Source organism: Segatella copri (assembly GCF_051861805.1).
In the GTDB taxonomy this organism is placed as follows: domain Bacteria; phylum Bacteroidota; class Bacteroidia; order Bacteroidales; family Bacteroidaceae; genus Prevotella; species Prevotella copri_M.
Genome location: NZ_CP146520.1, coordinates 1,545,187 through 1,570,000, shown reverse-complemented (window position 1 = coordinate 1,570,000; position 24,814 = coordinate 1,545,187). Strand labels below are relative to the sequence as shown.

The 24,814-nt window shown below is 43.4% G+C and carries 19 protein-coding genes, 2 tRNA genes and 1 rRNA gene (1 of these 22 cut by a window edge); 10 read left to right on the top strand and 12 right to left on the bottom strand.

All coding sequences use genetic code 11. The features are described 5' to 3' along the window. The 3 genes from V8Z93_RS05990 to V8Z93_RS05980 all read right to left on the bottom strand — a co-directional run. Nucleotides 1-17: transfer RNA gene (locus V8Z93_RS05990), tRNA-Ala, on the bottom strand (it extends 60 nt beyond the left edge of the window). 24 nt (nt 18-41) lie between these two features. After that, nucleotides 42-115, bottom strand: a tRNA-Ile gene (locus tag V8Z93_RS05985). 132 nt (nt 116-247) lie between these two features. Beyond that, a 16S ribosomal RNA gene (locus V8Z93_RS05980) occupies nt 248-1,779 on the bottom strand. 469 nt (nt 1,780-2,248) lie between these two features. On the opposite strand from V8Z93_RS05980, the gene V8Z93_RS05975 reads away from it, so the two are divergent. Continuing rightward, nucleotides 2,249-2,914, top strand: coding sequence for a B3/B4 domain-containing protein (locus V8Z93_RS05975; RefSeq protein WP_439432681.1), 666 nt, complete (start codon nt 2,249-2,251; stop codon nt 2,912-2,914). Nucleotides 2,915-3,310: 396 nt separating this feature from the next. Here the strand turns inward: V8Z93_RS05975 and V8Z93_RS05970 are convergent, their stop codons facing one another. Continuing rightward, nucleotides 3,311-4,102, bottom strand: a complete 792-nt coding sequence (locus V8Z93_RS05970) for a Cof-type HAD-IIB family hydrolase (protein ID WP_439432680.1) — start codon at nt 4,100-4,102, stop codon at nt 3,311-3,313. A gap of 228 nt (nt 4,103-4,330) precedes the next feature. Between V8Z93_RS05970 and V8Z93_RS05965 the strand changes: the two genes are divergently transcribed. From V8Z93_RS05965 to V8Z93_RS05945, 5 genes are all read left to right on the top strand, one after another. Beyond that, the gene (locus V8Z93_RS05965; protein ID WP_439432679.1) at nt 4,331-5,308 is read left to right on the top strand and encodes a FimB/Mfa2 family fimbrial subunit; all 978 of its coding nucleotides are present in this window, start codon (nt 4,331-4,333) and stop codon (nt 5,306-5,308) included. A gap of 220 nt (nt 5,309-5,528) precedes the next feature. After that, on the top strand, nt 5,529-7,037 hold the full coding sequence (locus tag V8Z93_RS05960; RefSeq protein ID WP_439432678.1) for a TolC family protein: 1,509 nt from the start codon (nt 5,529-5,531) through the stop codon (nt 7,035-7,037). A gap of 32 nt (nt 7,038-7,069) precedes the next feature. Beyond that, nucleotides 7,070-8,053, top strand: a complete 984-nt coding sequence (locus V8Z93_RS05955; RefSeq protein ID WP_203051720.1) for an HlyD family secretion protein — start codon at nt 7,070-7,072, stop codon at nt 8,051-8,053. 5 nt (nt 8,054-8,058) lie between these two features. Beyond that, entirely contained in the window at nt 8,059-9,222 is a 1,164-nt protein-coding gene (locus V8Z93_RS05950) for an ABC transporter permease (RefSeq protein ID WP_439432677.1), read from the top strand. Then, nucleotides 9,222-10,487, top strand: a complete 1,266-nt coding sequence (locus tag V8Z93_RS05945) for an ABC transporter permease (protein WP_439432676.1) — start codon at nt 9,222-9,224, stop codon at nt 10,485-10,487. The genes V8Z93_RS05950 and V8Z93_RS05945 overlap by 1 nt, the downstream gene beginning before the upstream one ends. Nucleotides 10,488-10,818: 331 nt before the next feature. On the opposite strand, the gene V8Z93_RS05940 is transcribed toward V8Z93_RS05945, so the two are convergent. Both V8Z93_RS05940 and V8Z93_RS05935 read right to left on the bottom strand, forming a co-directional pair. Next, nucleotides 10,819-11,916 (bottom strand): Mrp/NBP35 family ATP-binding protein, encoded by a 1,098-nt coding sequence (locus tag V8Z93_RS05940; protein ID WP_153095906.1) that lies wholly within the window; start codon nt 11,914-11,916, stop codon nt 10,819-10,821. A 106-nt stretch (nt 11,917-12,022) separates the two neighbouring features. Beyond that, a complete protein-coding gene (locus V8Z93_RS05935) occupies nt 12,023-12,454 on the bottom strand; it encodes a PH domain-containing protein (RefSeq protein WP_439432675.1) in 432 nt (143 codons plus the stop codon). A 215-nt stretch (nt 12,455-12,669) separates the two neighbouring features. Here V8Z93_RS05935 and V8Z93_RS05930 point away from each other — a divergent pair, with 215 nt between their 5' ends. Further along, complete coding sequence (locus tag V8Z93_RS05930; protein WP_439432674.1) at nt 12,670-14,799, top strand: glycosyl hydrolase 115 family protein; 2,130 nt, start codon at nt 12,670-12,672, stop codon at nt 14,797-14,799. A 401-nt stretch (nt 14,800-15,200) separates the two neighbouring features. Here V8Z93_RS05930 and V8Z93_RS05925 read toward each other — a convergent pair whose 3' ends face one another. Next, nucleotides 15,201-15,926 (bottom strand): hypothetical protein, encoded by a 726-nt coding sequence (locus V8Z93_RS05925; protein WP_153093591.1) that lies wholly within the window; start codon nt 15,924-15,926, stop codon nt 15,201-15,203. A 64-nt stretch (nt 15,927-15,990) separates the two neighbouring features. Beyond that, on the bottom strand, nt 15,991-17,442 hold the full coding sequence (locus V8Z93_RS05920; protein WP_439432673.1) for a C10 family peptidase: 1,452 nt from the start codon (nt 17,440-17,442) through the stop codon (nt 15,991-15,993). Between the two features lie 764 nt (nt 17,443-18,206). Here V8Z93_RS05920 and V8Z93_RS05915 point away from each other — a divergent pair. From V8Z93_RS05915 to V8Z93_RS05905, 3 genes are all read left to right on the top strand, one after another. After that, a complete protein-coding gene (locus V8Z93_RS05915) occupies nt 18,207-18,344 on the top strand; it encodes an RHS repeat domain-containing protein (protein ID WP_117588107.1) in 138 nt (45 codons plus the stop codon). A 286-nt stretch (nt 18,345-18,630) separates the two neighbouring features. Next, complete coding sequence (locus V8Z93_RS05910; RefSeq protein WP_317511120.1) at nt 18,631-19,839, top strand: hypothetical protein; 1,209 nt, start codon at nt 18,631-18,633, stop codon at nt 19,837-19,839. Between the two features lie 8 nt (nt 19,840-19,847). After that, nucleotides 19,848-20,345, top strand: a complete 498-nt coding sequence (locus tag V8Z93_RS05905; protein ID WP_117587933.1) for an immunoglobulin-like domain-containing protein — start codon at nt 19,848-19,850, stop codon at nt 20,343-20,345. Between the two features lie 400 nt (nt 20,346-20,745). Here V8Z93_RS05905 and V8Z93_RS05900 read toward each other — a convergent pair whose 3' ends face one another. Genes V8Z93_RS05900 through V8Z93_RS05885 form a run of 4 tightly spaced genes read right to left on the bottom strand, consistent with a single transcriptional unit; the run spans nt 20,746 to nt 24,626 of the window. Further along, a complete protein-coding gene (locus V8Z93_RS05900) occupies nt 20,746-21,162 on the bottom strand; it encodes a hypothetical protein (protein WP_439432672.1) in 417 nt (138 codons plus the stop codon). Nucleotides 21,163-21,214: 52 nt separating this feature from the next. Further along, a complete protein-coding gene (locus V8Z93_RS05895; RefSeq protein WP_181992452.1) occupies nt 21,215-22,528 on the bottom strand; it encodes a radical SAM/SPASM domain-containing protein in 1,314 nt (437 codons plus the stop codon). Between the two features lie 58 nt (nt 22,529-22,586). Continuing rightward, entirely contained in the window at nt 22,587-22,763 is a 177-nt protein-coding gene (locus V8Z93_RS05890; protein WP_317511122.1) for a hypothetical protein, read from the bottom strand. Between the two features lie 21 nt (nt 22,764-22,784). Then, a complete protein-coding gene (locus V8Z93_RS05885) occupies nt 22,785-24,626 on the bottom strand; it encodes a hypothetical protein (protein ID WP_439432671.1) in 1,842 nt (613 codons plus the stop codon). Nucleotides 24,627-24,814: the final 188 nt, after the last annotated feature.

The following is a 24,814-nucleotide window of genomic DNA, read 5'->3' as shown; positions in this document are numbered from 1 at the left end:
AACTGAGCTAATCCCCCAAATCGAGATATTATATAAGAATGTAGTCCCAGGCAGATTTGAACTGCCGACCTCCACATTATCAGTGTGGCGCTCTAACCAACTGAGCTATAGGACTGTGTTGGTAAAGAGTAGCATCTCTGCCGAACATTCTCTATCTCTTATTTAATTAAACAGATGGTGCGTACAAGAAGAGAAGCGAACTTTTAAGTCTTGTTCCTAAATCTTCATAGGAAATTCGTCTCTCCAGAAAGGAGGTGTTCCAGCCGCACCTTCCGGTACGGCTACCTTGTTACGACTTAGCCCCAATTACCAGTTTCGCCCTAGGCCGCTCCTTACGGTCACGGACTTTAGGCGCCCCCGGCTTTCATGGCTTGACGGGCGGTGTGTACAAGGCCCGGGAACGTATTCACCGCGCCATGGCTGATGCGCGATTACTAGCGAATCCAGCTTCGTGGGGTCGGGTTGCAGACCCCAGTCCGAACTGAGACAGGCTTTAAGGATTAGATGCGCTTTGCAGAACACCATCTCTCTGTACCTGCCATTGTAACACGTGTGTAGCCCCGGACGTAAGGGCCGTGCTGATTTGACGTCATCCCCACCTTCCTCACACCTTACGGTGGCAGTGTCCCCAGAGTGCCCAGCTTAACCTGATGGCAACTAAGGAGAGGGGTTGCGCTCGTTATGGCACTTAAGCCGACACCTCACGGCACGAGCTGACGACAACCATGCAGCACCTTCACAGAGGCCCCGAAGGGCGTCATTGTCTCCAAATCCTTCCTCTGCAATTCAAGCCCGGGTAAGGTTCCTCGCGTATCATCGAATTAAACCACATGTTCCTCCGCTTGTGCGGGCCCCCGTCAATTCCTTTGAGTTTCACCGTTGCCGGCGTACTCCCCAGGTGGGATGCTTAATGCTTTCGCTTGGCCGCTGACCTATTCAGACCAACAGCGGGCATCCATCGTTTACCGTGCGGACTACCAGGGTATCTAATCCTGTTCGATACCCGCACTTTCGAGCTTCAGCGTCAGTTGCGCTCCAGTGAGCTGCCTTCGCAATCGGAGTTCTTCGTGATATCTAAGCATTTCACCGCTACACCACGAATTCCGCCCACTTTGTGCGTACTCAAGGAAACCAGTTCGCGCTGCAGTGCAGACGTTGAGCGTCTACATTTCACAACACGCTTAATCTCCGGCCTACGCTCCCTTTAAACCCAATAAATCCGGATAACGCCCGGACCTTCCGTATTACCGCGGCTGCTGGCACGGAATTAGCCGGTCCTTATTCATAAGGTACATGCAAAAAGAGTCACGACTCTCACTTTATTCCCTTATAAAAGCAGTTTACAACCCATAGGGCCGTCATCCTGCACGCTACTTGGCTGGTTCAGACTCTCGTCCATTGACCAATATTCCTCACTGCTGCCTCCCGTAGGAGTTTGGACCGTGTCTCAGTTCCAATGTGGGGGACCTTCCTCTCAGAACCCCTACTGATCGTCGCCTTGGTGGGCCGTTACCCCGCCAACAAGCTAATCAGACGCATCCCCATCCATCACCGATAAATCTTTAATCTCTTTCAGATGTCTTCTAGAGACGTCATTGGGTATTAGTCTTACTTTCGCAAGGTTATCCCCAAGTGATGGGCAGGTTGGATACGCGTTACTCACCCGTGCGCCGGTCGACGCCTAGAAAAAGCAAGCTTTCTCTATCGTTTCCCCTCGACTTGCATGTGTTAAGCCTGTAGCTAGCGTTCATCCTGAGCCAGGATCAAACTCTCCATTGTAAAATATCATTTTTACTTCTTGCCTCATTGCTGAAGCAATCGGTGTTTGTTGTCTGTACTTAGGACGAATATCCTTTTCGTTTATTGAAGCTTAGTAAACCTGACTTGTCAATTTCTTGACGGTTCGTTTCTTTTTACCCAGTCAACGTTCTTATTTCTAAGAAGTTAACCGCTTCTTGTACTACTTGTCTGTTTATGTAAAATCTTTCAAAGAACTCTTTCTTTATCTTGCTTCAGAGTAATGCTTGATTTCTCAAAAGCGAGTGCAAAATTACAAACAATTCTTTAATCCACCAAATTTTTCTCGAAAAAAGTTTTATTTTAGCCAAATATTTAACAATTATAAACATTTAAACATTTTTTACACCTTATTATATATATAAATAGACTGAACTTTTGGCTATTCCAATATTTCTTCGTACTTTTGCCCTATCAATCAGTAAGGTTTAACAGAAAACGGAAATTCATCATGAAAATTATTGTATCAGAAGAAATCGAATCAGTATGTCCCACCTTTGTGGGTGCATGCGTAGAAGCCAATGTTGTGAACACCCATTATTGTCAGGAACTCTGGGATGAGATTCATGCACTTGGCGAGAAGTACAAGGAGACGCTGACCACGGAATCCCTGAAAGAGATGAGCGGCATCGCTGCCACTCGAAAGGTATATCGTGCCTGCGGCAAGGATCCTTCACGCTATCGCCCTGCTTCAGAAGCCCTCATCCGAAGAATGCTGCAGGGCAAGGAACTCTATCAAAGAGATACGCTGGTGGACTTGGTAAATCTGGCAAGCATTGCATACGGCTACAGTATCGGCGGTTTTGACGCCGATAAGTTTGAGGGAGACACTCTGACCCTAGGTGTGGGCAAGACAGGCGAACCATACGAGGGCATCGGCAGAGGCATAATCAACATCGAAGGCCTGCCTGTTTACCGAGACAATATCGGTGGTGTGGGAACTCCAACCAGCGACAATGAGCGAACCAAGATGAATAGCGACACTACCCACCTGGTGGTTCTCATCAACGGATATGATGGAGACGAACAGCATGTTCGCGAGAATGCTGAGTACATCATCCAGCTTCTGAAGAAATATTGCCAAAGCGATGGAGGCAACTACTTCATCTATCAATAGTACTTCATTTATAAAGGAAGAAATCTCTCTAAAAAGAAAAAGGGGACCGGCCACTGCCGGTCCCCAAGACGAGAGAGATATAAGTGTTGACATTGTCAACAACGAGGCAAAATCACTTTGCCTTATATCTTTATATTCATTATCTCTTATATGACAAGCCGCCTCACAAATATGACTTTTTGTCATACATCATCCCTCTTTTGTTTAACAACTTACAAATTCGGGTACAAAGATACATACATTTTATAAAACAAACAAACTTTTTGATAACAAAACTCCACAATTACCTTATTTTTCTATCTTTTTCGTATATTTTCCGCATGTTTATTTACTTTTAGAAACTATTTATAACTAAAAAGAGACAAAAGGTAAGGATTAATATCAAAAAGCTGCACTTTAGATTACTCCATACTTCAGCAGGGCATTCCTAACCCCATCCTCATCCACATGGGTGGTAATATAATCGGCCACCTGCTTCAGTTCTTCGCCGGCATTGCCCATTGCCACACCCACTCCAGCTTCCTTGATGATAGAGATATCGTTGCCGCCATCGCCGAAGGCCATCGTCTCTTCAATGTTCAAGCCCAGATAATCTGCCATGGCATGAAGTCCCTTGCCTTTATCAGCACCACTTGCCGTGATGTCGGTAAAGGCAGGATGCCATCTGCCGGAAGTACAATTTTCGAGCGTAGGCATCAGGAGCGCCTCCTGCTCCACGGTACAGAAAGGAGTAACCTGCAGGATAGCCTCATCACCCAAACTGTTGATATCGGTGACGAAAACGCTGCTGTCTACCCCCAATCCCTTGCAGAAAATCTCATAAACCTCGTCCGTATAATGATGAATGGCAAAATAGCTCTCGCTTACCACGATGGCAGGATAGTTATCTCTATCAGCAGCCTCGATGATTTTCTTCACGTCAGAAGGAAGAATGGCGTGCTGGCTCACCAATGTATCCTCCACAAAGCAGCGGGCACCATTGGCTGTGATGTAACCATCGATGAGATGCTCTATCTGACCGAGGTTATTGATGATCTGCTTGGGGCGTCCCGTAGAAATATACACCTCTACCCCATTCTTCTTAGCCTGTTCCAAGGCGTCCACTGTGCTCTGCGAAATCCTGTGGGTCTTGAAACTCACCAACGTGCCGTCGATGTCGAAAAACAATGCTTTTATCTTCTTATCCATAAATATGTCTTTTAAACCTTAATATATATAGAAGAGGTGTAAGCCTCATCTTACTCTGATTTTCAGGTGCAAAATTACTAAAAAACAGATAATTAGCAAAAGAAATGCAGATTTTTTAAATTTTCCTTGCCACTTTCGCAGAAAAAACGTATATTTGCTTCGACTTTCATGCACAAGAAAACATCTTGACCCATGCATAGGAAAGCAATCCAAAAACCTAAAAAGATTATGAAGAAGAAGAACTACGCTCTCGTAGCATCCTTCCTGATGATGCTAGTAGCGACGCTTACTTCATGCGAAAAGTTTGCACTCGATGAAACGAGTACTGACCCACATGATGCAAACGCCAATGTAACCTTCCATGTCTCCATGGGAAAGAACCAGTCGACAGAATTCAACACCAAGGCTGCTGAATTCAACACTCAGTTGTCTGGATTCAACACCAAGGCAACCGACAGCAATGCCATCCCGCTGGAGAAAGTATGCTCCCGACTCTCACTCGGCATCTTCGACGAAATAGGAAAGGTGAAGACCCTCAACACCCTATCTACAGACAAGGAATACGGCAAACTCTCCGTCGCTCTGGACGAAGGCGAATACCGGGTAGTCATCATCGGACATAACGGAGCCGGCAACTGCACCATCAGCTCTCCGGAAAAGATAAAATTCAGCAACAACAAACTCACCGACACCTTTTATTATTACGGCAGACTCAACATCACCAGCGAGGAAACCGAAGAGACGATAGAACTGAAACGAGCCGTGGCACAATTCAAGGTCCACATCACCGACTCCGTCATCCCTGCCAATGCCCGAAGCATCAAGTTCTACTACACGGGAGGCAGCAGCACCCTCGACGCCACCAGCGGTTACGGATGCGTGAACAGCCGCCAGACCGAAGTCTTCAAACTGACTAAAGACCAGAGAGACTATTCCGTATATACCTTCCCGCACGAAGACAGTCAGGGACTGAACATGAAAATCAGCATTCTCGACGCTGACGGCAAAACCATCAGGGAACTGGATAAAGACAACATCGAGGTGAAGTGCAACTACATCACCAAGGCAAACATCAGCATAGCCGAAAGTTCCGGCGACAATCCGGGTGGCGGCGATGGAGAAGATGAAGACGATAAAGGAAATGGCGGATTCAACATCCTATTCAATCCGGAATGGGCAGGAGAAATAAACGTTGAATTTGAATAACTTATCAAAGATAAAGAGGATAACTTATCAAAGATAAAGAGAATTACTTACCATATTATTCAGGAGAAAAAGAACAACGAGAATTCATCTTGTATGTTCTTTTTTTCCATAATATAATATATTTTTCGATTCTTAAAGATTTGATAATTAAATTTTCTTTGCCATTTAAGAATAATTCCATAATTTTGCATCCGATATTATATAATATTATTGTAAAAGGATGAAAAAAATATTAACTCTTATCATGCTGATGGGAGCAATGACTGCCGCCGAGGCTCAATCTCTGGAATTGAACCTGGACAGTTGCCGTGCCATGGCGCTGCGCAACAACAAGCAGCTCAATGCCTCTAAGCTCAAGAAAGACGTGGCGACCAACCTGAAGAAGTCGGCACGCACGAAATATTTGCCTAAGGTGGATGCCTTGGGCGGATACGAATGGTTCAGTAAGGAGATTTCACTGCTCAATGAGGGTCAGAAATCAGCATTCAGCAATCTGGGATCCAATATCCTGGGCGGCATTTCAGGCAACGCCAACAATATGATGACCGAACTGGTGGGCAAGGGATTGCTTACCCCGGAACAGGCGCAGAAGATTGGCGGATTGCTCAACGAGAAAGGTGGACTTATCCAGCAGCAGGGCAACGCCCTGGGACAGAGCGTGGTGGATGCCTTCCGCACCGACACCCGAAACATGTGGGCGGGTAGCGTGATGGTGCGACAGCCTATCTACATGGGTGGAGCCATCATCGCAGCCAACAAGATAGCCGACATCGGTGAGCAAATCGCCGACAACGACCTCGACATGCAGACCCAGCAGACCCTCTACAGCATCGACCAGGCCTACTGGCTCGCCGTTTCCCTGAAACAGAAATACAAGCTTGCCACCAGCTACCATGACCTGGTGAAGAAGCTGAACGAAGATGTGCACAAGATGATTCAGCAGGGAGTTGCCACCAAGGCCGATGGTCTGAAGGTAGATGTAAAGGTGAACGAAGCCGAGATGAAGATTACCCAGGCAGAAGACGGACTGGTACTCTCGAAGATGCTGCTCTGCCAGCTCTGCGGCATCCCGATGAACCAGCAGATAACCCTTGCCGATGAAGACAAAGAGTCACTGGCACTGTCAGGAACACCTGTGGATACTGAGCAGCAGCGGGTAGCCGCATCCGATTCTGCCATGAACACCCGTCCGGAGTTGCGCATGCTGCAGAACACCCTCGACATCTCGAAGCAGGCCACCAATCTGGTGCGTGCCGTCTATCTGCCACACGTGGCTTTAACCGGCGGATACACCATCTCGAATCCGAATGTATTCAACGGTTTCGAGAAGAAGTTTGCAGGTGTATGGAATGTGGGCGTCATCGTTCAGGTGCCGGTATGGAACTGGTTCGACGGAGCCTATAAGGTGCGTGCCGCCAAGGCTGCCAGCAACATCGCCCAGATGAATCTCGACGATACCCGCGAGAAAATCCATCTCCAGATTACCCAAAGCCAGTTTAAGGTAAAGGAGGCACAGAAGAAGCTCAGCATGGCGATGAAGAACATCGACAGTGCCGAGGAAAACCTGAGATGTGCCAACCTGGGCTTCAAGGAAGGCGTAATGGAGGTGACCGATGTGATGGCTGCACAGACTGCCTGGCAACAGGCTCAAAGCCAGAAGATTGACGCCGAAATCGACGTGAAACTGACCCAAGTGGGCTTGAACAAGGCACTGGGAATCCTGCAGTAATTATAAAAACATAAAATAAAAATCAGAAGAATATGTCTAAGAAATCACAGCATAATAACATATTGCTCGCCGTTATCGGATTTACGGCAGTAGTCATCCTCGTGGGTGTCATCGGTTTCTTCACCCTGGAACAGAAGGATGACACTATCCAGGGCGAAGTGGAAGTATCAGAATACAGAGTATCCTGCAAGTTGCCGGGTCGTGTAGTAGAGTTGAGAGTGAAAGAGGGCGACTACGTTCACGTGGGCGACACTCTTGCCATCCTCGAAGTTCCAGAGATGAAATCGCAGGAGCAGATGCTCCAGGCTACCAATGCGGCAGCCGAGGCGATGAAGGATTTGACTGATGCCGGTGCCCGCAAGGAGCAGATTCAGGGTGCCTTCCAGCTGGTTCAGCAGGCAGAAGCAGCCGCTACCATCGCCAAGAAAACCTACGACCGCATGCAGAACCTCTACAACGAGGGCGTCATCAGCGGTCAGAAGCGCGACGAGGCTTTTGCTGCCTACAAGGCTACAGAGGCTCAGGTGGCAGCAGCCAGAAGCCAGTATGAGATGGCGAAGAACGGAGCCCGTGAGCAAGAGAAGCGCATGGCAGCCAACAACACCCAGGCTTCGAAGAGTGCCGTGGATGTAGTGAAGAATCTTTTGAAGGAGACCGTCCAGGTGGCTCAGTGCGAAGGCGAGGTAAGCAATGTCTATCCTAAGGTAGGCGAGCTGGTAGGTCTCGGTTCCCCAATCATGAGCATCTCTATCATGAGCGATATGTGGGGCACCTTCAATGTGCGCGAAGACCATCTGCAGGGCTTGAACAAAGGCGATGAGTTCACCGCTTTCGTGCCAGCCTTCAACAAGGAAATCAAGATGAAAGTGTATTACCTGAAGGACCAGGGCTCTTATGCCACCTGGAAGGCCACCAAGGACAATGGCGATTACGACCGCAAGACCTTCGAGGTGAAGGCACGTCCTATCACCAAGCTCGATGGTTTGCGCCCGGGAATGTCACTCATCATTAAATAACTTCTATGTTCAAGAGATTATATCATATAGCCCTCAGAGAATGCGGCATCATGTGGAAGAACCCCATCTATCTCTTCTGCATGGTCATCTTTCCCATCGTGGTGGTGATTTTCTTCACCTCCCTGATGAAGGAAGGTGTGCCTACAGACATGCCTGTGGGCATCGTTGACCAAGACCACTCGGCCACCTCCCGGCAGCTGGTACATAAGCTCGATGCCTTCCAGACCACCAAGGTGGTGTCGCATTACGAAAACATCGCTGAGGCAAGACATGCTATACAGAAGAACGAAATCTATGCCTTCCTGCTCATCCCCGATGGTACGGAGGCAGGATTGATGGCTTCCCGACAGCCTAAGATTTCGTTCTATTACAGCAGCGTGTCGCTGGCGGCAGGTTCCCTGCTCTTCCGAGATTTGAAGACCATCTCTACCCTGGGAGGCGCTGCAGCAGGAATGGCAAAGCTTTCGGCACTGGGAAAAACGAATGATGAAATCATGACCTTCCTGCAACCCATCGCCGTGGATCTGCACATGATTGGCAATCCATACGCCAACTACAACTACTATCTCTCCACCGTGATGGTGCCGGGACTCATCATGCTCTTCATCTTTCTGCTTACACCTTATTCTATAGGAACAGAATTGAAGTTCAATCGTGCCAGAGACTGGATGCGCATGTCGGACAACAACCCATATCTCGCCATCGCCGGCAAGATGCTTCCGCAGACGCTCATCTTCCTGAGCATCTTCCTGCTCTTTGAGTTCTACATCTATTACGTGTTGGGATTCCCTCATCCGGGCGGCGTACTGCCTATCTTGCTCCTGGGCGTGATGAGCGTACTTGCCTGCCAGTGCTTCGGCATCTTTGCCTTCGGACTGATGCCTTCGCTCCGCATGTCGATGAGTATCTGTTCGCTGTGGGGCGTGGTGAGTTTCTCCATCTGCGGAGCCACCTATCCGCTCTTTGCCATGGATTCCCCTATCGAAGCCATCGGTCAGCTCTTCCCTATGCGTCACTACTACATGATTTACCAGATGAACATCTTCAACGGATTCCCGATGAGCGATGCCGTGCTCCACTGGGGTGCGCTGGTGCTTTTCTGCGCCCTGCCTATCCTCACCGTCTGGAACATCAAGAAGGCAATGCTGGTATATAAATACTTACCGTAATGAAGAAAAGTAGTTTATTATATAAGATTATCAATGGCATCTGGGACATGTGCTTCATCTGGAAGACGGAGATGCGCAATGTGTTCCGCGACGAGGGTGTGCTCATCTTCTGCATCCTGGTGCCGCTGGGTTATCCGCTGCTCTACTCGTGGATTTACAACAACGAGGTGGTGAGAGAGGTGGATACGGCGATTGTGGACCTGAGCCACAGCCATAGCTCCCGAGAGTTTATCCGCGACTACGATGCCTCTCCCGATGCCAAGGCCACCTATTACTGCAACAGTCTCGACGAGGCGAAGCAGCTGGTGCAGAAGCAGGCGGTGCACGGAATCATCTATATTCCTGCCGACTTCGACACCCGATTGAACCGTGGCGAACAGGCACATGTGGGCGTTTATTGCGACATGAGTCTGATGCTTACCTACAAGGCAATTTACCAGACGGCACAGAGTGTGGCAAGCAAGATAAACTCGGGCATTCAGATTTCGAAAGGTGGAGGTTTCACGGATAGAGACGATGAGCTTACCGCCCATCCATTGGAATTCGATGAAGTGCCGATATTCAACACCACCGGCGGATACGGCAACGCCATCCTGCCAGGCGTGCTGGTGCTCATCCTGCAGCAAACCATGCTGCTGGGCATCGGAATGGCGGCAGGAACATCGAGAGAGCTCAACAGAAACCGCGAACTGATTCCGGTGAGCAAGCATTATGGCGGCATTTTCCGCATCGTATTCGGCAAGGCTCTGGTTTATTTCATGGTCTATGCCGTATTGGGCATGTATCTTACGCTGGTAGTGCCGAAGATGTTCGGCTTCGTCAGCATGGTAACCTGGACCACCATTCTGGGTTTTCTTCTGCCTTATATTCTGTCGTGCGTATTCTTCGGACTGATGCTATCCTGCTTGGTAAGATACCGTGAGAATGTAATGCTTCTGGTGGTTTTCACCTCAGTACCATTGCTTTTCATGACGGGTATTTCATGGCCGCAGAGCAATATTCCAGCCTTCTGGCAAGGATTTGCGTGGGTTTTCCCATCCACTTTCGGTATCAGAGGATTCCTCAGAATCAGCAGCATGGGAGCATCGCTAGCCGACATTCTCCCTGAATTCCGGGCATTGTGGATACAAACCGGCGTGTATTTCCTCGCCACCTGCCTGGTTTTCAGACTTCAGTTGCGCTCAGCAAGACTCAAGGCGAATCTTCCTGCCGAAGTTGCAGAAGAAGAGGATGAGGCAGAAGAGCTTCTGGAAGCAAAAAATTAAAAGTCAGAATTGAAGAATCGGAGGGTTGACCATACAAAAAACAGCTGTTAACTGTTAACCCTGTTAACCCCCGATAGAAAAAAGTAAGCCCCATACGCCCTGAAGCTATAACGTTAAGGGGATTGGCTTCATACGCCCTGAAAGGGCAGAAACTCCTAGCCCAGGGCAACCGCCCTGGGTAAACACGTAATCAACAAAGACGCCCTGAAAGGGCAAAAGCTTTAAATATGAGAAGCTTTTGCCCTTTCAGGGCGCTTTTGTATTTGTCAATAATCCCCAGGGCGATGCCCTGGGCTAGGAGCTTCTGCCCTTTCAGGGCGTATGGGGACAATTAGTGCGTACTCACAATCTTGGTTGGAGCCTTCTCGGCATTTCTGCGGTTCACCACGGTAACGATGCTCTGGGCAAGGCTCAGGAAAGCCTGACCGGTGATGGAATCTACCTTGGTTGCAGCAGGCGCACCATCATCACCACCCTCGCAGATGCTCTGAACGATAGGAATCTGCGCCAGCAATGGCACATTCATCTCCTTGGCGAGGTTCTTGCAACCCTCCTTACCGAAGATGTAATACTTGTTCTCAGGCAACTCGGCAGGCGTAAAATAAGCCATGTTCTCAATGAGACCCAGGATAGGCACATTCACCTTGTCGTTCTGATACATGTCAATACCCTTTCTTGCATCGGCAAGTGCCACCTGCTGAGGAGTACTTACTATCACCGCACCCGTAATGGCGAGCGTCTGGAGCAAAGTAAGATGAATATCGCTGGTGCCAGGAGGCGTATCGAGGATAAAGTAATCCAACTCACCCCAATCGGCATCCGCAATCAGCTGCTTCAGGGCAGAACAAGCCATACCGCCACGCCACAAGGTAGCCGTAGTAGGACTTACGAAGAAACCGATACTCAGCAGTTTCACGCCATACTTCTCGACTGGTTCAATCAAATCCCTGCCATCCTTGTGAACAGAATAAGGACGCTCCTCCTCTACGCCAAACATCTTAGGCATGGAAGGACCGAAGATATCCGTATCGAGCAAGCCCACCTTGTAGCCCAACTTGGCAAGTGCGATGGCGAGATTGGCAGAAACCGTACTCTTGCCTACTCCACCCTTGCCCGAGCTTACGGCGATGACGTTCTTCACCTGAGGAAGCATTTTGCCCACCTCTGGACGAGGAGCCGACTTGAACTCAGTAACAATCTCCACTTCTACCTCCTTAGAGATATGATAATGGATGGCAGCCTCAGCCGCCTTCACGGTACTCTTCAGGAAAGGATCCGTATCACGAGGGAAAAGCAAAACCACCTTCACTTTCATACCGTTGATGCTAGGCGTATCCGCCAGCATCTCGCTCTCGATGAGGTTCTTCTTGGTGCCCGGATAAATCACCGTAGCAAGAGCCTCTTCTATCAATTTTGGATATAATGTCATAATTTTTAATTTTGTCTTGTGCAAAAGTAACAATAAATAATGTAATAAGCAAATAAAAACTAAATTATTTCAGATATTAAACGCCCAAGGCACCGCTTTGCCATCTCTACATCTTTATTTTATTGTTTACGGAATATAATAAGTCCAAAAATTGAGCCCTATCTTTTGGTGAAATTAAAACACTTTTCCCATCAACAAATAAGATTCTTATCCGAGATAACGACAATGCAGGAGCACTTTCCCAGGTATGAGATTCCTCAATTTGCTTTATTTTTTTTATATCATATTTAGCCCTATAAAATGAGCCACACTTGACTATAAGTATGTGATTAGACACAACATACTTGGTATTACAAAAAATATCAGCTAAAAATACAAATAACAAAGTTGGCAGTATCAAATCCCAACTATTAAAATCAATAAAGAGAATAGGAATTATGGCAATGGTTGAGAAACCAAAGCAAAATATTACCAACCACATATCAATTTTCGACTTGAATACCATAGTTCCTACTTTTTTAAACTGTGCTACAAACATAAAATCTTCTGCAAAAGTAATAATAAATAATGTAATAAGCAAATAAAAACTAAATTATTTCAGATATTAAACACTTTTATGTATCTTTGCAGAACTGCAAAATGTGAAGTTTCGCACTTAACGACGAACATCGGTTCAAATATCGAAGAACATCGGTTCAAAATATCGACGAACAACGTCATTTAATGAACAATCAACGTTTAAAAACGAAGAAAATGAATTATAAGAAGATTATAATATGCATCGCCTTGGGCTTGGCTGGATTCACTTCGAATCTTTCGGCAGCCGAACCTGCCGCAGCCATCAGGAGCCACAAGGCTGTGGATGCTTCAGCACCCAATGTTTACTGGACAGATGCCAATGGCCAGGTAAGCTACAACATCAACGCCAAGACTGCCCCTGTGGTAAAAATCGCTCTCAACCTTTTCGAGAACGACATGAAGGCAGTAACCGGAAATGCTGCCCGCCAGAAAGCCGCCGCTCCTATCCAGATATTCCAGCTCGACCAGCTCACCAACAAGGAGTTTTCAGGTTTGGAGAAACTCGGTGCGCCCGTTCAGAACATCATCACCACCAAGGACGCCTACTTCATCGGAGTAAGAAAGAACAAGCTGATTGTGGTGGGAAGCAACGCCCGAGGCACCGCCTACGCCATCCTGGAACTCTCGAAGATGGCAGGAGTTTCACCCTGGAAGGACTGGTACGATCTGAAGCCTCAGCCACGCAAGAGCCTCTTCACCCCCGTAGACCAGCAATGGACAGGCATCCCGAGAATCGAATTCAGAGGTCTTGCGCTGAATGGCAGCAAGTGGATGAATCCGCAGAACTACAGCCGCATTGCCCGCCTGATGCTGCGTCTGAAATACAACACCCTCTGGCAGGTGGATGGCAAGCACGACGCCACCTACAACAAGGCAGTGGTAGACAGTTTCGACATCTGCATCGCCGACAACTACAAGGTAACGGAATGGACGGGAAAGAAACACAAGAAGAAGCACAGAAAAACCATCGAGAACATGAAGATGGTTTGCGATAACGCCGAAATGCCTATCGAGAATGTGGCTCCGGGCCTGGTACTCGATATGCTTAACAACAGGGATTATCTGGAAACCAAATCAGAACGCCACGAGAAATCCCACCGCCACGAGGCACACAACGACGAGGACTGCGCCTGGATAGCCAACGTAACCAATCCCAAGAAGGCACCCTTGCAGCTTGCCATGATGTCGGATCTTGCCTGGAACCCGTATGCGCTCAAGGCGGGTATCAGAAACTATCTGCAGTCGTGGCTCAACCAGCTTTTCGGAAGCATTGCCGGCAAGAAGATCCAGCCGCTCATGGAGGAGTACTACCGGCTCACCAGCATCCGCCAGCCAGCCTACATGGCCATGCCATACGGCGACACCAAGTTCCATTCGGGCGAGTTCGGCAACGAGCTGGAGCGTTTCCTCTACAACTATGATTTATTGAAGACGAAGACGGTGAACATCGAGAAGACCCTGCCAGCCAACCAGCGCGACGGTTTCTTCGAGATCGTGAAATACCCTATCTTCTCGGCTGCCCTCATCGCCGAAAAGGAGCTGGAGGCACAGGAGGCAAGAGACATCGCACGTCCGGGACTGTTCCCCAATGACGATGAAGCCAAGGCTGCCGCTGCCGTGAGCCTCAGCGCCTACAACACCCTGAAGCAGCTCAACGCCTATTATATGAAGTTGGGCAAGGGCAAATGGAGCAACTTCATCAGCATCAATGGTGCCGAGATGCAAGCCCCACAATTGCCGGGAACCCTTACTGCCAACGAAATCAAGCAACTGAAGGGGGAAGCCTTCGACAGAGATCAGGACCTTCAGCCGCTGGTAAACTTTACCAAGCCGATCATCGCCAAGAACGCATACGACTATACGAGTTATACGAAAGCCCCAGTCCTGAAGGGTCAGACAGCTCAGGATATAGAGCTGAAGCCTCTGCTGGGTCACAGCAACAAAGCCGTGAAGTTGCCTAAGGGAGCGAGTCTGCGCTATAGATTTGCAAGCAGTCAGTTGGGCGATGCCCGCTTCACGCTGGCCGTGATTCCGGGTTATCTGTCGAATAAGAAGGATATGCGAGTGAGCGTGAGCATCGACAATGCCGAACCGGTGGTTTGCCAGATGATGGAGGATAACAGCAGCAAGGACGGCAAGTTTGGCATCTGGCGTGGTCAGGTGCTGAAGAGTTTCTACGTCACCCTGCTCGACGGTTATCACACCATCGATATCAAGGCATTGGATGACAACGTGATTATCGACCAGTGGGCATTGGATTTCGACGTAGATAGAGAATACTATGTATTCCCTGTGTTGAAATAAGATGGGTTCCTGTGGTGAAATAAGGAAAACGTTAAAAAAAATAACTCGCTCTAAATTGGACTTTGATTGAAAATCAAGAAGTTGGGCGTTTGCCTATATTATATAGGTAACAATATGGAAACGAGCGACCTTCTGCTCGTTTCTGTATTTTGCAATATGCAAAGAACGCCTCAATTCGGGGACAAAGATACGATATTTTTCTTAATATCCCATAATTTACAAGAAGAGAAATATGGAAATTAGGACTTTTTTACATAGAAATTTAACTTCATTTTTTCGTAAAAGCAACCAAACATAATCACTCAGTGATAGCTACATACATAATAGTTTTGCTTTTCCCACTACATATTCAAAATAGCATCAACAGAAAGGTGTTGTATATTGCTAATTGCTGTTGTGCTTTAATTTAATATCCCGTAAGGAAATTCGGTAGAATCAACATTAAAATAGTAAACGTTATTTGTGTCTAAATCAAAAGCAGTCATAACGACAGGTGATACATCTCGTGCATTAGTAGTTGTAAGACCTTCATTCGTCCATAAAAACTCTAAATAAGTAGGAATGGCTCCCCATAAAAAAGCATGTGAACTGTTTGAAATATTATAAAAACAAACCTTATCTGAAAAGACTAAAGAAAGAAAATAATTTGAGTTTTTCACAAACAGTTTGTAATTGCCAGTAGCTTTTAAATTAAAAGATTTATCATATAAATAAAATGATTTACTTTTATTATTTACTAAATAAAGTCTGTCATCTTCGTTATAAACAGAATAGTTCGGAATTGGTTTGCCTAATTGCAAACCTAAGTAACTATCCACGACCTTAACCCTAATAGTAACGCTAGTATTCTCCGTCTTATCCTTTACAACAAGATAAACAATCCCATTCTTTTTTGTCTTTATTTTTATTTTTCCAGCACCAATAGTGGCTTCCAAAACATTATCATCTGACACTTCGACTGAAAGATTGTTGCTTCCACCACTAAACATAATTTCCGATGGGTTTTCTAATAATGGCTTTTCGTAATACTCTTTTTCAAAACACAATGATGAAACATCAGTACCATTACTACAGCCATATACTATAGAAAACACAAAAAAAAGAAAAAAGTATTGAATTATTTTCATATTTGCCAATAGAATAAAGCATTTGATGTACATAACTTTGTACACCAAATGCAATTAAAACTAATTATTTCTTATGAATTTCTGTTATTTCCCAAAAATTTATATTATAAGTGCCTAATGTTGTCTCAAAATCAGTCGAAGCATCTGCATTTACCTTATAAAAGCCATTGTCAGGTCCACCCCATCCCATATTAGCATGAAAGTACAAATCGTTATTTCGTAAAATTTCTCTGCTTGTCTTAGTGCAAATTGCATATCCATCTATAACCCAAGCATGAGAACCTTTTTCTGCCTGTTCATTTGCAGTATGTGTTCCACCCATTATTGCAACGCAAGGCATCTGGCGGTTTGCATTTATCGTATTTAACAATGGATCTGGGGCATATTTATTATAATAAGTGCCACAAGAAACATACTTCTTTAAATAATCCAATAAATTAGAAACTGAAGTTGTACTACTTTTTACATAAGGTATATTCGGATCATCATAAGGCCCATACTTAAAATCCTCATCAATATTTGGTGTTGTATTTGTTTCTTCATACATATGCTTAACTACTTTGGAAATCATCATAGCCTCCTCATAATCTCCGCCAAAATACGAATCATACTTCAATTTCGGTTTTTTAGTAACAAATGCCCAGTCTATGACTGTTCCATCAATCGTCATGCTCGGAGCGATAGCTGCTAAAGTTTGAACTCCTGCTGTAATAGCACACCCCATAGGGTAATTTGTTTCCGTATGATATTCATTATAAGTTTTAGGCAACAACAAGTTATAAGGATTGTCTTGACCCCACTCGGTCTTTAAAACAGCTCCACCATTTTGAGGCATTAACGATATAATCTGGCTCAAAGGTTTGTCATAAGCTGTAGAACGGGAAGTTGTTTCATGGCTTTTTACACCATTAACCTCAATCAAATCTTTTATTTCTTCATATGTTACTGTAGATTTACCCAAACAAGAAGCTACTTTCTTCAAGGTTTTCTCTCGTAACTCAACTTTGAGCCTTTCTATTTTATTTATCTCTGAAACAGTTGAAGCTTCTGCCAATTTTAACATCAAACATGCCCCAGTACTATCTTTTTTCTCAAAATTACCATTTTCTATATATGCCAAAACACCAGCACTTCGAGAGTCGGCAGAAACTAAAGCATACCCACTCTTTTCTCCAGACTGTAAACACACCTCATAAACAGGAATACTATCAGTCGTAGTCCCTCTTGTTGTCTTGCTTGATATAATTCCGCCAATGCGATATGAGCCCACAATAGACATTCTTGGATTGGCAGCACTTCTTGTTTTTGAGCCCAACGAAGTGGAAAAATCATTTACCATTGCCAGAATCTCATCCTCTGATAAATTTGTAGGATTATCATTTGCAATACTCTTTGCCTCATCCATAGACAAATTAACATTCACGTTCTCAATAACAGGATTACTGTCATTAAGAATTTCATCTTGGCACGATGATACAATCACTGCCAATAATATTAAAACTAAATACTTTTTCATATTTATACTGTACTATTGGTTAAATGATGCAAATTTACGAAATTTATTTTAAATCGATATATAACGAATGCGTTATTTATGTATTATTAACAGTTTTTATTGTTAAGGCATTAAAATATATTGCATTTGGGCATTTTTTACTTTATTAATATATAAGAACTAACATCCTTTGCTTTTGGTTCATTACCAAACGAATCTATCAGAAAAATATGGTTGGCATCCTTCACCTTGTAGAAGGTATGCTCACCACATGAAGGATGCACAAGCATCAGGATGTTGTAGTCAAGCACTTGGAAAGTTCCTCTTAACCTTTCCTGTTTGTTCTACTTTTCATTGTATGACTGTATCAACAAATAGGTACCATCAGCATTTAACGTGAGTGTTGTTTCAACATTAGGTGGTAACACACCGTAATATGTTCCAGTAATAGAATCCAAGCTGGCTCTATTTTATAAAACATATCATTCGATTTTAATTGAAATATATGCATATTGCCAAGTTTTCTATGATGATTTAAATATAGCGTAATACGTATAAACCATTGAAAGATCAGTATTTTGAGGTAATGCTGCAATTCTATGCAATAAAATCAAATGTCAATCGTTCTTTAGATAAAACATAAAATAAAGACGTATGAAAGTATCAACAAAACAAGGCTATAAATCGCCTTAAAATTCGTCAGGGCTTATTAGAGGATATTTCCCTTGTATCTTTGAAAGTTTTTCCATGTTCAGGCAACCCATACCAATGGCAGTGGCAAGACCTTGAAGACCATCCAGAAGAGCGGTCCTGACGGTGAGATTACCACCTCGTTTGAGTATGACGGCATACAGCGCCTTGTCCGTGTCACCGACACGGAGGGCAATGTAACGACCTCTACTTACGACATGGGTGAAATGTGAATGAAAGACCTCAAACTGTAAATGTAACCATAAAATGAGAAATCACATTTGTTTAATTACGCTTTTACCTATATTTTATACTCTTGCTCTATGGAGCAAGAGTATAATTCTTTCAATATAATATGATTTGTGCAAAAATAGTTAAATAATATTATATGTTTTTAAAATTACAGTAGTCTACGTCCTCTTCTTATTAAAAAGTTGTATATTTGAAGCCAAAACAAAATAGGTTAGTGATAGTGACCTTTGTAATTTTCATTTTTGTCTAACATAAAAAATAATGAGTATGAAAATTAATTTTATTTTTTTGCTAGGATGCATGATGATTGCATTTAGTTCATGTTCTGATGATAATTTGGATTTTAAAGCGGAGAAAATGTTGGTAGAAGCATCTTCTTCAGAACAAGTCGTCTCCAATATGGCTAATGAAATGCCTATGGATAATCAATTAGAAGCAAACGAAGTGAATCAAATATTATTAAATAATTTGGTTCTTGATGGTAAGTTTATTATGCGGTCTAATCATAACAAGAAAGATTATCCTTCATTTTGGGGTGGCTCATATATCACTCCGAGTGGCATGTTGACCATTTTATTCAAAGGTGACTCTTTGGAGGTTGCTAGACGAATTTCAACAATAAAATCATCAAGACTATATCGTTTTGAACGTTGTAAATATTCTTATCAGGAATTACAACAAGTTATGGAGGATCTAGACAGACATGTAGAAAATGCAGAAGTATTTATCAAAGACAACATTTGTGGATATGGAATCTTGGATGCTCAGAACTGTGTTGAGGTAAGTCTAAAGCATAAGGATGATAATTTTATAAAGAAATTCAAAACGATATATAATCATCCTGCCATAACATTCGTTGAGTCCGGACAACTAATAGAAGAAACAGATTTGAATCCAGGTGGATACTTGACATGTTCTACAGATGGAAGCCATGGGTCTTTCGCCTTTAGAGCTAGAGAAAAAACTGGTGCCAAAAGAAATGGTATGGTAACAGCAGGGCACGTTTTAAGTGTTAACCAAAAGGTTTATGTCGCAGGTAAAGTAATAGGTACTTGCTCTGCATCTCAAAACTCAGGAAGTGTTGACGCAGCTTTTGTACCTATTGTAGACTCAGCTTTTGAACCATCAAATTTTATTGTAGGTACAGTTTACGAACTCTCTGTGGCTACAAGCCTTCCTGGAGTTGGCACTTTTGTCAATATGAGAGGTTCAACAACAGGCTCAAATGGTAAAGGTGGATATATAAAGTCAACCAATTATACTTTTACAAGTAAAGGGATAAAATATACTAATATGACAACAGCCACATATCTAAGTCAATCAGGTGATAGTGGTGGTATTATATACACATATGTGAAAAGTAGCGATACTAGATATACGGTAGGAATACATCTGGGAACGACAACAGTTAGTGGAGTCAGGGTTTTTACTAAAGCCGATCAAGCTTTAGCTGCTTTGAATGTTGAACGATATTAGGTGGAAATATGAAATTGATATTTGCATGTTTATTGTTTCTTTCTTGCTCTGTTGGGGATAAAAGTAATAGTCAAGTAACGGAAGCAAGTGCTTTAACTAGTAATGTGCAAGAGAATAAATCCGAGCAAGAGACCAAAACAGCAAAAGAGGCCAACTCTGTACAAGGAAACCTTGGCTTGGAACTCTCGCAGACGCATTTTACGAATAAACCTCAAGTTGTTACGTTGACTATAACCAACAATTCACCATGGACTTGTATCGTTGGTTATGAGTACTTTATCGAGAAGGAAAATAAAGGTTGGAAAAAGATTCCATTGAAGAATGCTGCCTTTATAGAGATAGGTCTTGGCATCCGACCAAACACTGCCAGAAAATTTCAAATTGATCTGGGCAATGTACGTCAGAAATATACGAAAGGGACATATCGCATTGGGAAGAAAATGAGAATAGAGACAACAGAAGGCTACAGAGATACAACGGGTTACTGCTCGTTCAACGTCTTATAATTAATGCCACTTTGCGCACTAAAAGGTGTGTGAAGTGGCATTGTTGTTTATGAAACTATTGTAAAGAAGTTTCCTCAGGATTAAAATATAATAATTCTTGTGGAACGATAGAATATAGAGGGGAGAAATATACTATAACTCACTCTAAATTGGACTTTGATTGAAAATCAAGAAGTTGGTCGTTTGCCTAGTAACAATATGGAAACGAGCGACCTTCTGCTCGTTTCTGTATTTTGCAATATCCAAAGAACGCCTAAATTTGCGACAAAGATACGATATTTTTCTAAATATCCAATGATTTACAAGAGGAATTTTATGGAAATTAGAACTTTTGCGTAAAATCTGATGCTTACCAACACAATATGCATCCAAAAACAAACAGCAGGTATTCGGATATAGTTTATCCGAATACCTGTTGCCATAACGTTTTATTGCTGACGATGATTCTGACATCGGCTTTCATGTACTGTTGCAATATTGGGGTATTTTGTCCCTGTGTGCTCACAGAGGCTGTAGCCATAAAATAGTTGCCATCTTCCCTATGTATGAGCTTGGCATTATGGCTTATGATGTTGCAGTTATAAGATGCATTGTTGTTGCCCTCGAAAGAAACATGAGCCGTCCTTGGCTCATCGAAAAGATACAAATACTTGTATGGCACAAATACTTGCACTGTTCCTTGATTGATGACCTCACCATTAGCCTCTATGGATATAGGATAAGGTATCTTATAGAAAGCGACTGCGAGGGCGAGGACTATGATGGTAATGATTATAGTCCCCAAGCTGACGAGGCGAGGAGGAACTTTGCCTATCACATTCCTCACCTTTTCGCTTCTTAATTCGATATTATCTGTATTTTCCACTTTTCTATTTTATTAAATGTCTTTTTTGTGCATTTTCTATGATAAATGACTGCAAAGAATACTGTACATTATCAAATACACATGGTATTGGTCTGCCAGACTTCCTTGCCTCAAAATTTCTAATTATGCAAGGTCCCATACAGATAGGTAAAGCTTTGCAGTTTAAACAACGCTCATTATCGAATGTAGAATGCGCAAACAACTCGCTAAGAAGATAGTTGTTCCATTTTATTGTTCCATCGTCATTTAATCTACCAATAACCTTATCATCGCCATAATCTTGTGCCGTGCATTTAAACACACGACCATCATAATTTATTGCATATTGGTGCAGTTTATCTGCATAACAGCGAGTGTAATGATGTGGCTTATATGCCCAATAGCCAGAATCCAAACCGTTCTCATAGAAGATTTTCTTCACCTTTGCTAATTGTTGAATTTCTTTCTCTGTACAATTTATTTGCCAAACCTTCTGAAAATCTACACGAATATGCTTCTTGGTATTTTCACTAATAAGCGGTATGACATCTGTTATTCCAAACAAGGTCTTCTTATCATAATTGATTCTTAGTGTGATATGAACGTTTGGGATAATTTTTGGCAAAAGGTTCAAATTCTGTACAACTATATCAAAAGTTCCTTTGTTCGTATTTGTAAATTTGATGGTATCATGATGTTCTGCATTTCCATCTAAAGGAATTTGAAAACTTGTAAAATTCAAGCTTTGCATCTCAGACATCATATTTTCATTTAATAATGTTGCATTTGTGGTTACATGCTGGGTTAACACAACTCCTTGGGCAGTTGTGATTTCCTTTGCGTAAGAAGCAATAGGTTTCATAACTTCTTTATAATACATCAAAGGTTCACCCCCAAACCAATCAAGGTGTAATGCTGGGATACGAACTTTATTCACAAGATAATCAATGTGCTTTTTTAATGAGTTTACTATATGTTGTGACATTCCACCATGATGTATGGCTTGGGCATATTCTGTTGAACAATACCAGCATTTTAAATTACAATCCAATGTAGGGTTTATTGTAAGGTGGTATGAGCGATTTTCGTACACACAAAGTTTATTGTTGAACTTTACAAGCTCTTTCTCATCATAATTGTCAATGATAAAACCTGCTTTTTTCATCTCGGAATATAGTAATGGATATTCCTCCGAAAAAGCAGCTAAATTATTGAGTAAAGGCTCTATTACCGAATACTCTTCATTTGTAAAAGCAATCAAAGAGTCAGACATTGTGTTATAAAGGAGGGAGTAACCCTCAAAAGGTACACTTATATTGTAAAAACTAATCTTATCCATATTTCTATATGTTAAAAGTAGGCTATGTGAAGTACACACATAGCCTACAAGTTTAAAACTATGCCTGACAAGTGTCACAAGCATTTTGAGAAAGGCAACCACAGCCAGCCAAACATTCGTCTATTGGCTGTTGGAACTTGTCATTCAGACCAACACCTCCAAGAATATTGGAAAGTGCGCCATTACTTAAACGAGAAAGAATGGCTTTTTCATCTAACTTTTTTACCTGTTTCATAATTTCTTGTTTTATAATACACTATTCAACTCTTAATAAAGAGCTATTTATACTTTTACTAATATCTTTTTCTACTTTTTTCGTCTTCCATCCAAAGTCTAGAGAATAGGCTATTTTGATATTGGCATACTGCGATGCCGTTTGGTCTTTGATGCTCTTGGTATAGCTGTAGATTGGCAAGTCAAGCCAATAATGCTTTTCTTGTTTTTTGAAAGGTGATACTACTTGCATCTCCACGTACAGGTTGCCCTTGCTATAAGAACAACTCATGCCGTAATCAACAGGCGTCTTGCTGACTACCATCGTACTTTCATTCAATGTCTTCTTACCGAAATGTAAGTATGGCTTGATGGCAAAGTCACCAACAAACATATTCACGCCAAGGTTACCTGTCAAGTTGTTGTTAAACTTTTCCCAACAGTTCTTGACCCTTCCATGGTTATATCTTATATCTCCCGATAGGCTGGCAAACTTAGCTAGCTTATATTGTAAAGCCAGAATCGCAGAGTAATATTGCGAATTGCCATCATTGGAGTAGGTCTTGATAACTTTCTCATTGCTCTCATCTAAATAGTAACTATCCGTAACAGGGTGGAAGTTATAACGGAATTGTCCGATGGCAGAAACATTGAGTTTGCCGAACCGCCCCATATAATATAAATAAGTGTTGAGGTCATGCGACTTCTTCAAGTCAGACGAGCCCAATTGTGCCATGTGGGAGTTGATGTTTATCATCGCTCTGTTGATGACATCCATGCCATGGTTGGAATTGGCAAGATTGAGTGACCACATCAGCATTCCATTCTTCATTTGGTATTGAGCGGTCGTGTTGAGGCGAGGGGATAATTGACTAAAGCGACTGTCCCCATGCAAGCGGTATAGTAGCCAATCCAAGCCTATTCGTGTTTTCAAGCTCAACTTCTTGGTTGGCTTGAAATTATAGGAGAAGAATGCCAAGGTCTCGCCTTTCCATAGGTGTTGCCACAAGTCGCAATTGCCAGAATAATCAGCATCCCAGATGTCATGATAGTGATATGCTTCGATTGTCATGGAATGCTTTTTCGCAAAATAGTTGTAGATGGCAGATAACTGGAACGATATAGCCTTCTCGTCCTCATCCGTTCTTGCCTCATAAGGAGATTCTTGGTAGAGACGATTGTAGGAGTTGGCGGAATATTTTCCATGAACACCTAATGTGAGTGATTGGTTGTTGCCCAAAGGTAAGTTTGCGTTCAAATCAATCTTGGGTGACAAGCTCTTCTTCTGCATGTTTGAGAAGAAATCTGTCAAATTGTTCTCTTGGGCATAACCTGTAGAGATGTTTCTTGGCGTGGCAATATTCACAAGCGTAAACTTGCCGACCCAATATCTCTGTCCCTTTTGGTTTTGATAGCGGAACTGCATGTATTCCTGATGGTTTCGAGAAGAAATCTTGTCATAAGTGATGCGGTTTATTTCCGATTGAGGAAAGAGATATTGTTCATGATTCCAAGTCTCAGTGTTATTGACATGCTCATAGTTCTCGCCAGCAAACAGTGTGTAAGTGCTCCTGCCTTTCACATAGTTTGCTGCGACATTGTAATCACCATGGGCATAGCCAAGTGTTTGCTGACCATCCACCTGAACATATCCACCATACCGATATTGCTTGGAAACAAAGTTGATGGCAAGTTTGTCCTTGGCATATTTTCCCGAAGGAGAATCATAATACTCTATTTTTTCGATGTCACGAGGTCTGAGCATTTGGATTTCCTTGATGTCGCATTCTTGACCGTTCAGGTACAAGGTGGCATGAAGTCCCATCACATCCACCTGCTTTGACTTTGAGTCTATCATCAGTCCAGGAATATTCAGATTCTCCAATACCCCGAAACCACTTACAGCATGTTTCCGCTGTTGACTATTGGGATAAATCACAAGGTGGTCGCCTATGCGACTGATATTTGAGGCAGACACGACAACATCTTGTAATACTTTAGAAGAGACTATAGTATCCTTTCCGATATTCTGAGCGAATATTGGAGAAAAAATCATAAGTAATCCACAAGATA

What these genes read in the sequence shown, in the direction of transcription:
- V8Z93_RS05975 (WP_439432681.1), top strand. Translation starts at nt 2,249, where the DNA reads ATGAAAATTATTGTATCAGAAGAAATCGAATCAGTATGTCCCACCTTT.
- V8Z93_RS05970 (WP_439432680.1), bottom strand. Translation starts at nt 4,102, where the DNA reads ATGGATAAGAAGATAAAAGCATTGTTTTTCGACATCGACGGCACGTTG.
- V8Z93_RS05965 (WP_439432679.1), top strand. Translation starts at nt 4,331, where the DNA reads ATGAAGAAGAAGAACTACGCTCTCGTAGCATCCTTCCTGATGATGCTA.
- V8Z93_RS05960 (WP_439432678.1), top strand. Translation starts at nt 5,529, where the DNA reads ATGAAAAAAATATTAACTCTTATCATGCTGATGGGAGCAATGACTGCC.
- V8Z93_RS05955 (WP_203051720.1), top strand. Translation starts at nt 7,070, where the DNA reads ATGTCTAAGAAATCACAGCATAATAACATATTGCTCGCCGTTATCGGA.
- V8Z93_RS05950 (WP_439432677.1), top strand. Translation starts at nt 8,059, where the DNA reads ATGTTCAAGAGATTATATCATATAGCCCTCAGAGAATGCGGCATCATG.
- V8Z93_RS05945 (WP_439432676.1), top strand. Translation starts at nt 9,222, where the DNA reads ATGAAGAAAAGTAGTTTATTATATAAGATTATCAATGGCATCTGGGAC.
- V8Z93_RS05940 (WP_153095906.1), bottom strand. Translation starts at nt 11,916, where the DNA reads ATGACATTATATCCAAAATTGATAGAAGAGGCTCTTGCTACGGTGATT.
- V8Z93_RS05935 (WP_439432675.1), bottom strand. Translation starts at nt 12,454, where the DNA reads ATGTTTGTAGCACAGTTTAAAAAAGTAGGAACTATGGTATTCAAGTCG.
- V8Z93_RS05930 (WP_439432674.1), top strand. Translation starts at nt 12,670, where the DNA reads ATGAATTATAAGAAGATTATAATATGCATCGCCTTGGGCTTGGCTGGA.
- V8Z93_RS05925 (WP_153093591.1), bottom strand. Translation starts at nt 15,926, where the DNA reads ATGAAAATAATTCAATACTTTTTTCTTTTTTTTGTGTTTTCTATAGTA.
- V8Z93_RS05920 (WP_439432673.1), bottom strand. Translation starts at nt 17,442, where the DNA reads ATGAAAAAGTATTTAGTTTTAATATTATTGGCAGTGATTGTATCATCG.
- V8Z93_RS05910 (WP_317511120.1), top strand. Translation starts at nt 18,631, where the DNA reads ATGAAAATTAATTTTATTTTTTTGCTAGGATGCATGATGATTGCATTT.
- V8Z93_RS05905 (WP_117587933.1), top strand. Translation starts at nt 19,848, where the DNA reads ATGAAATTGATATTTGCATGTTTATTGTTTCTTTCTTGCTCTGTTGGG.
- V8Z93_RS05895 (WP_181992452.1), bottom strand. Translation starts at nt 22,528, where the DNA reads ATGGATAAGATTAGTTTTTACAATATAAGTGTACCTTTTGAGGGTTAC.
- V8Z93_RS05890 (WP_317511122.1), bottom strand. Translation starts at nt 22,763, where the DNA reads ATGAAACAGGTAAAAAAGTTAGATGAAAAAGCCATTCTTTCTCGTTTA.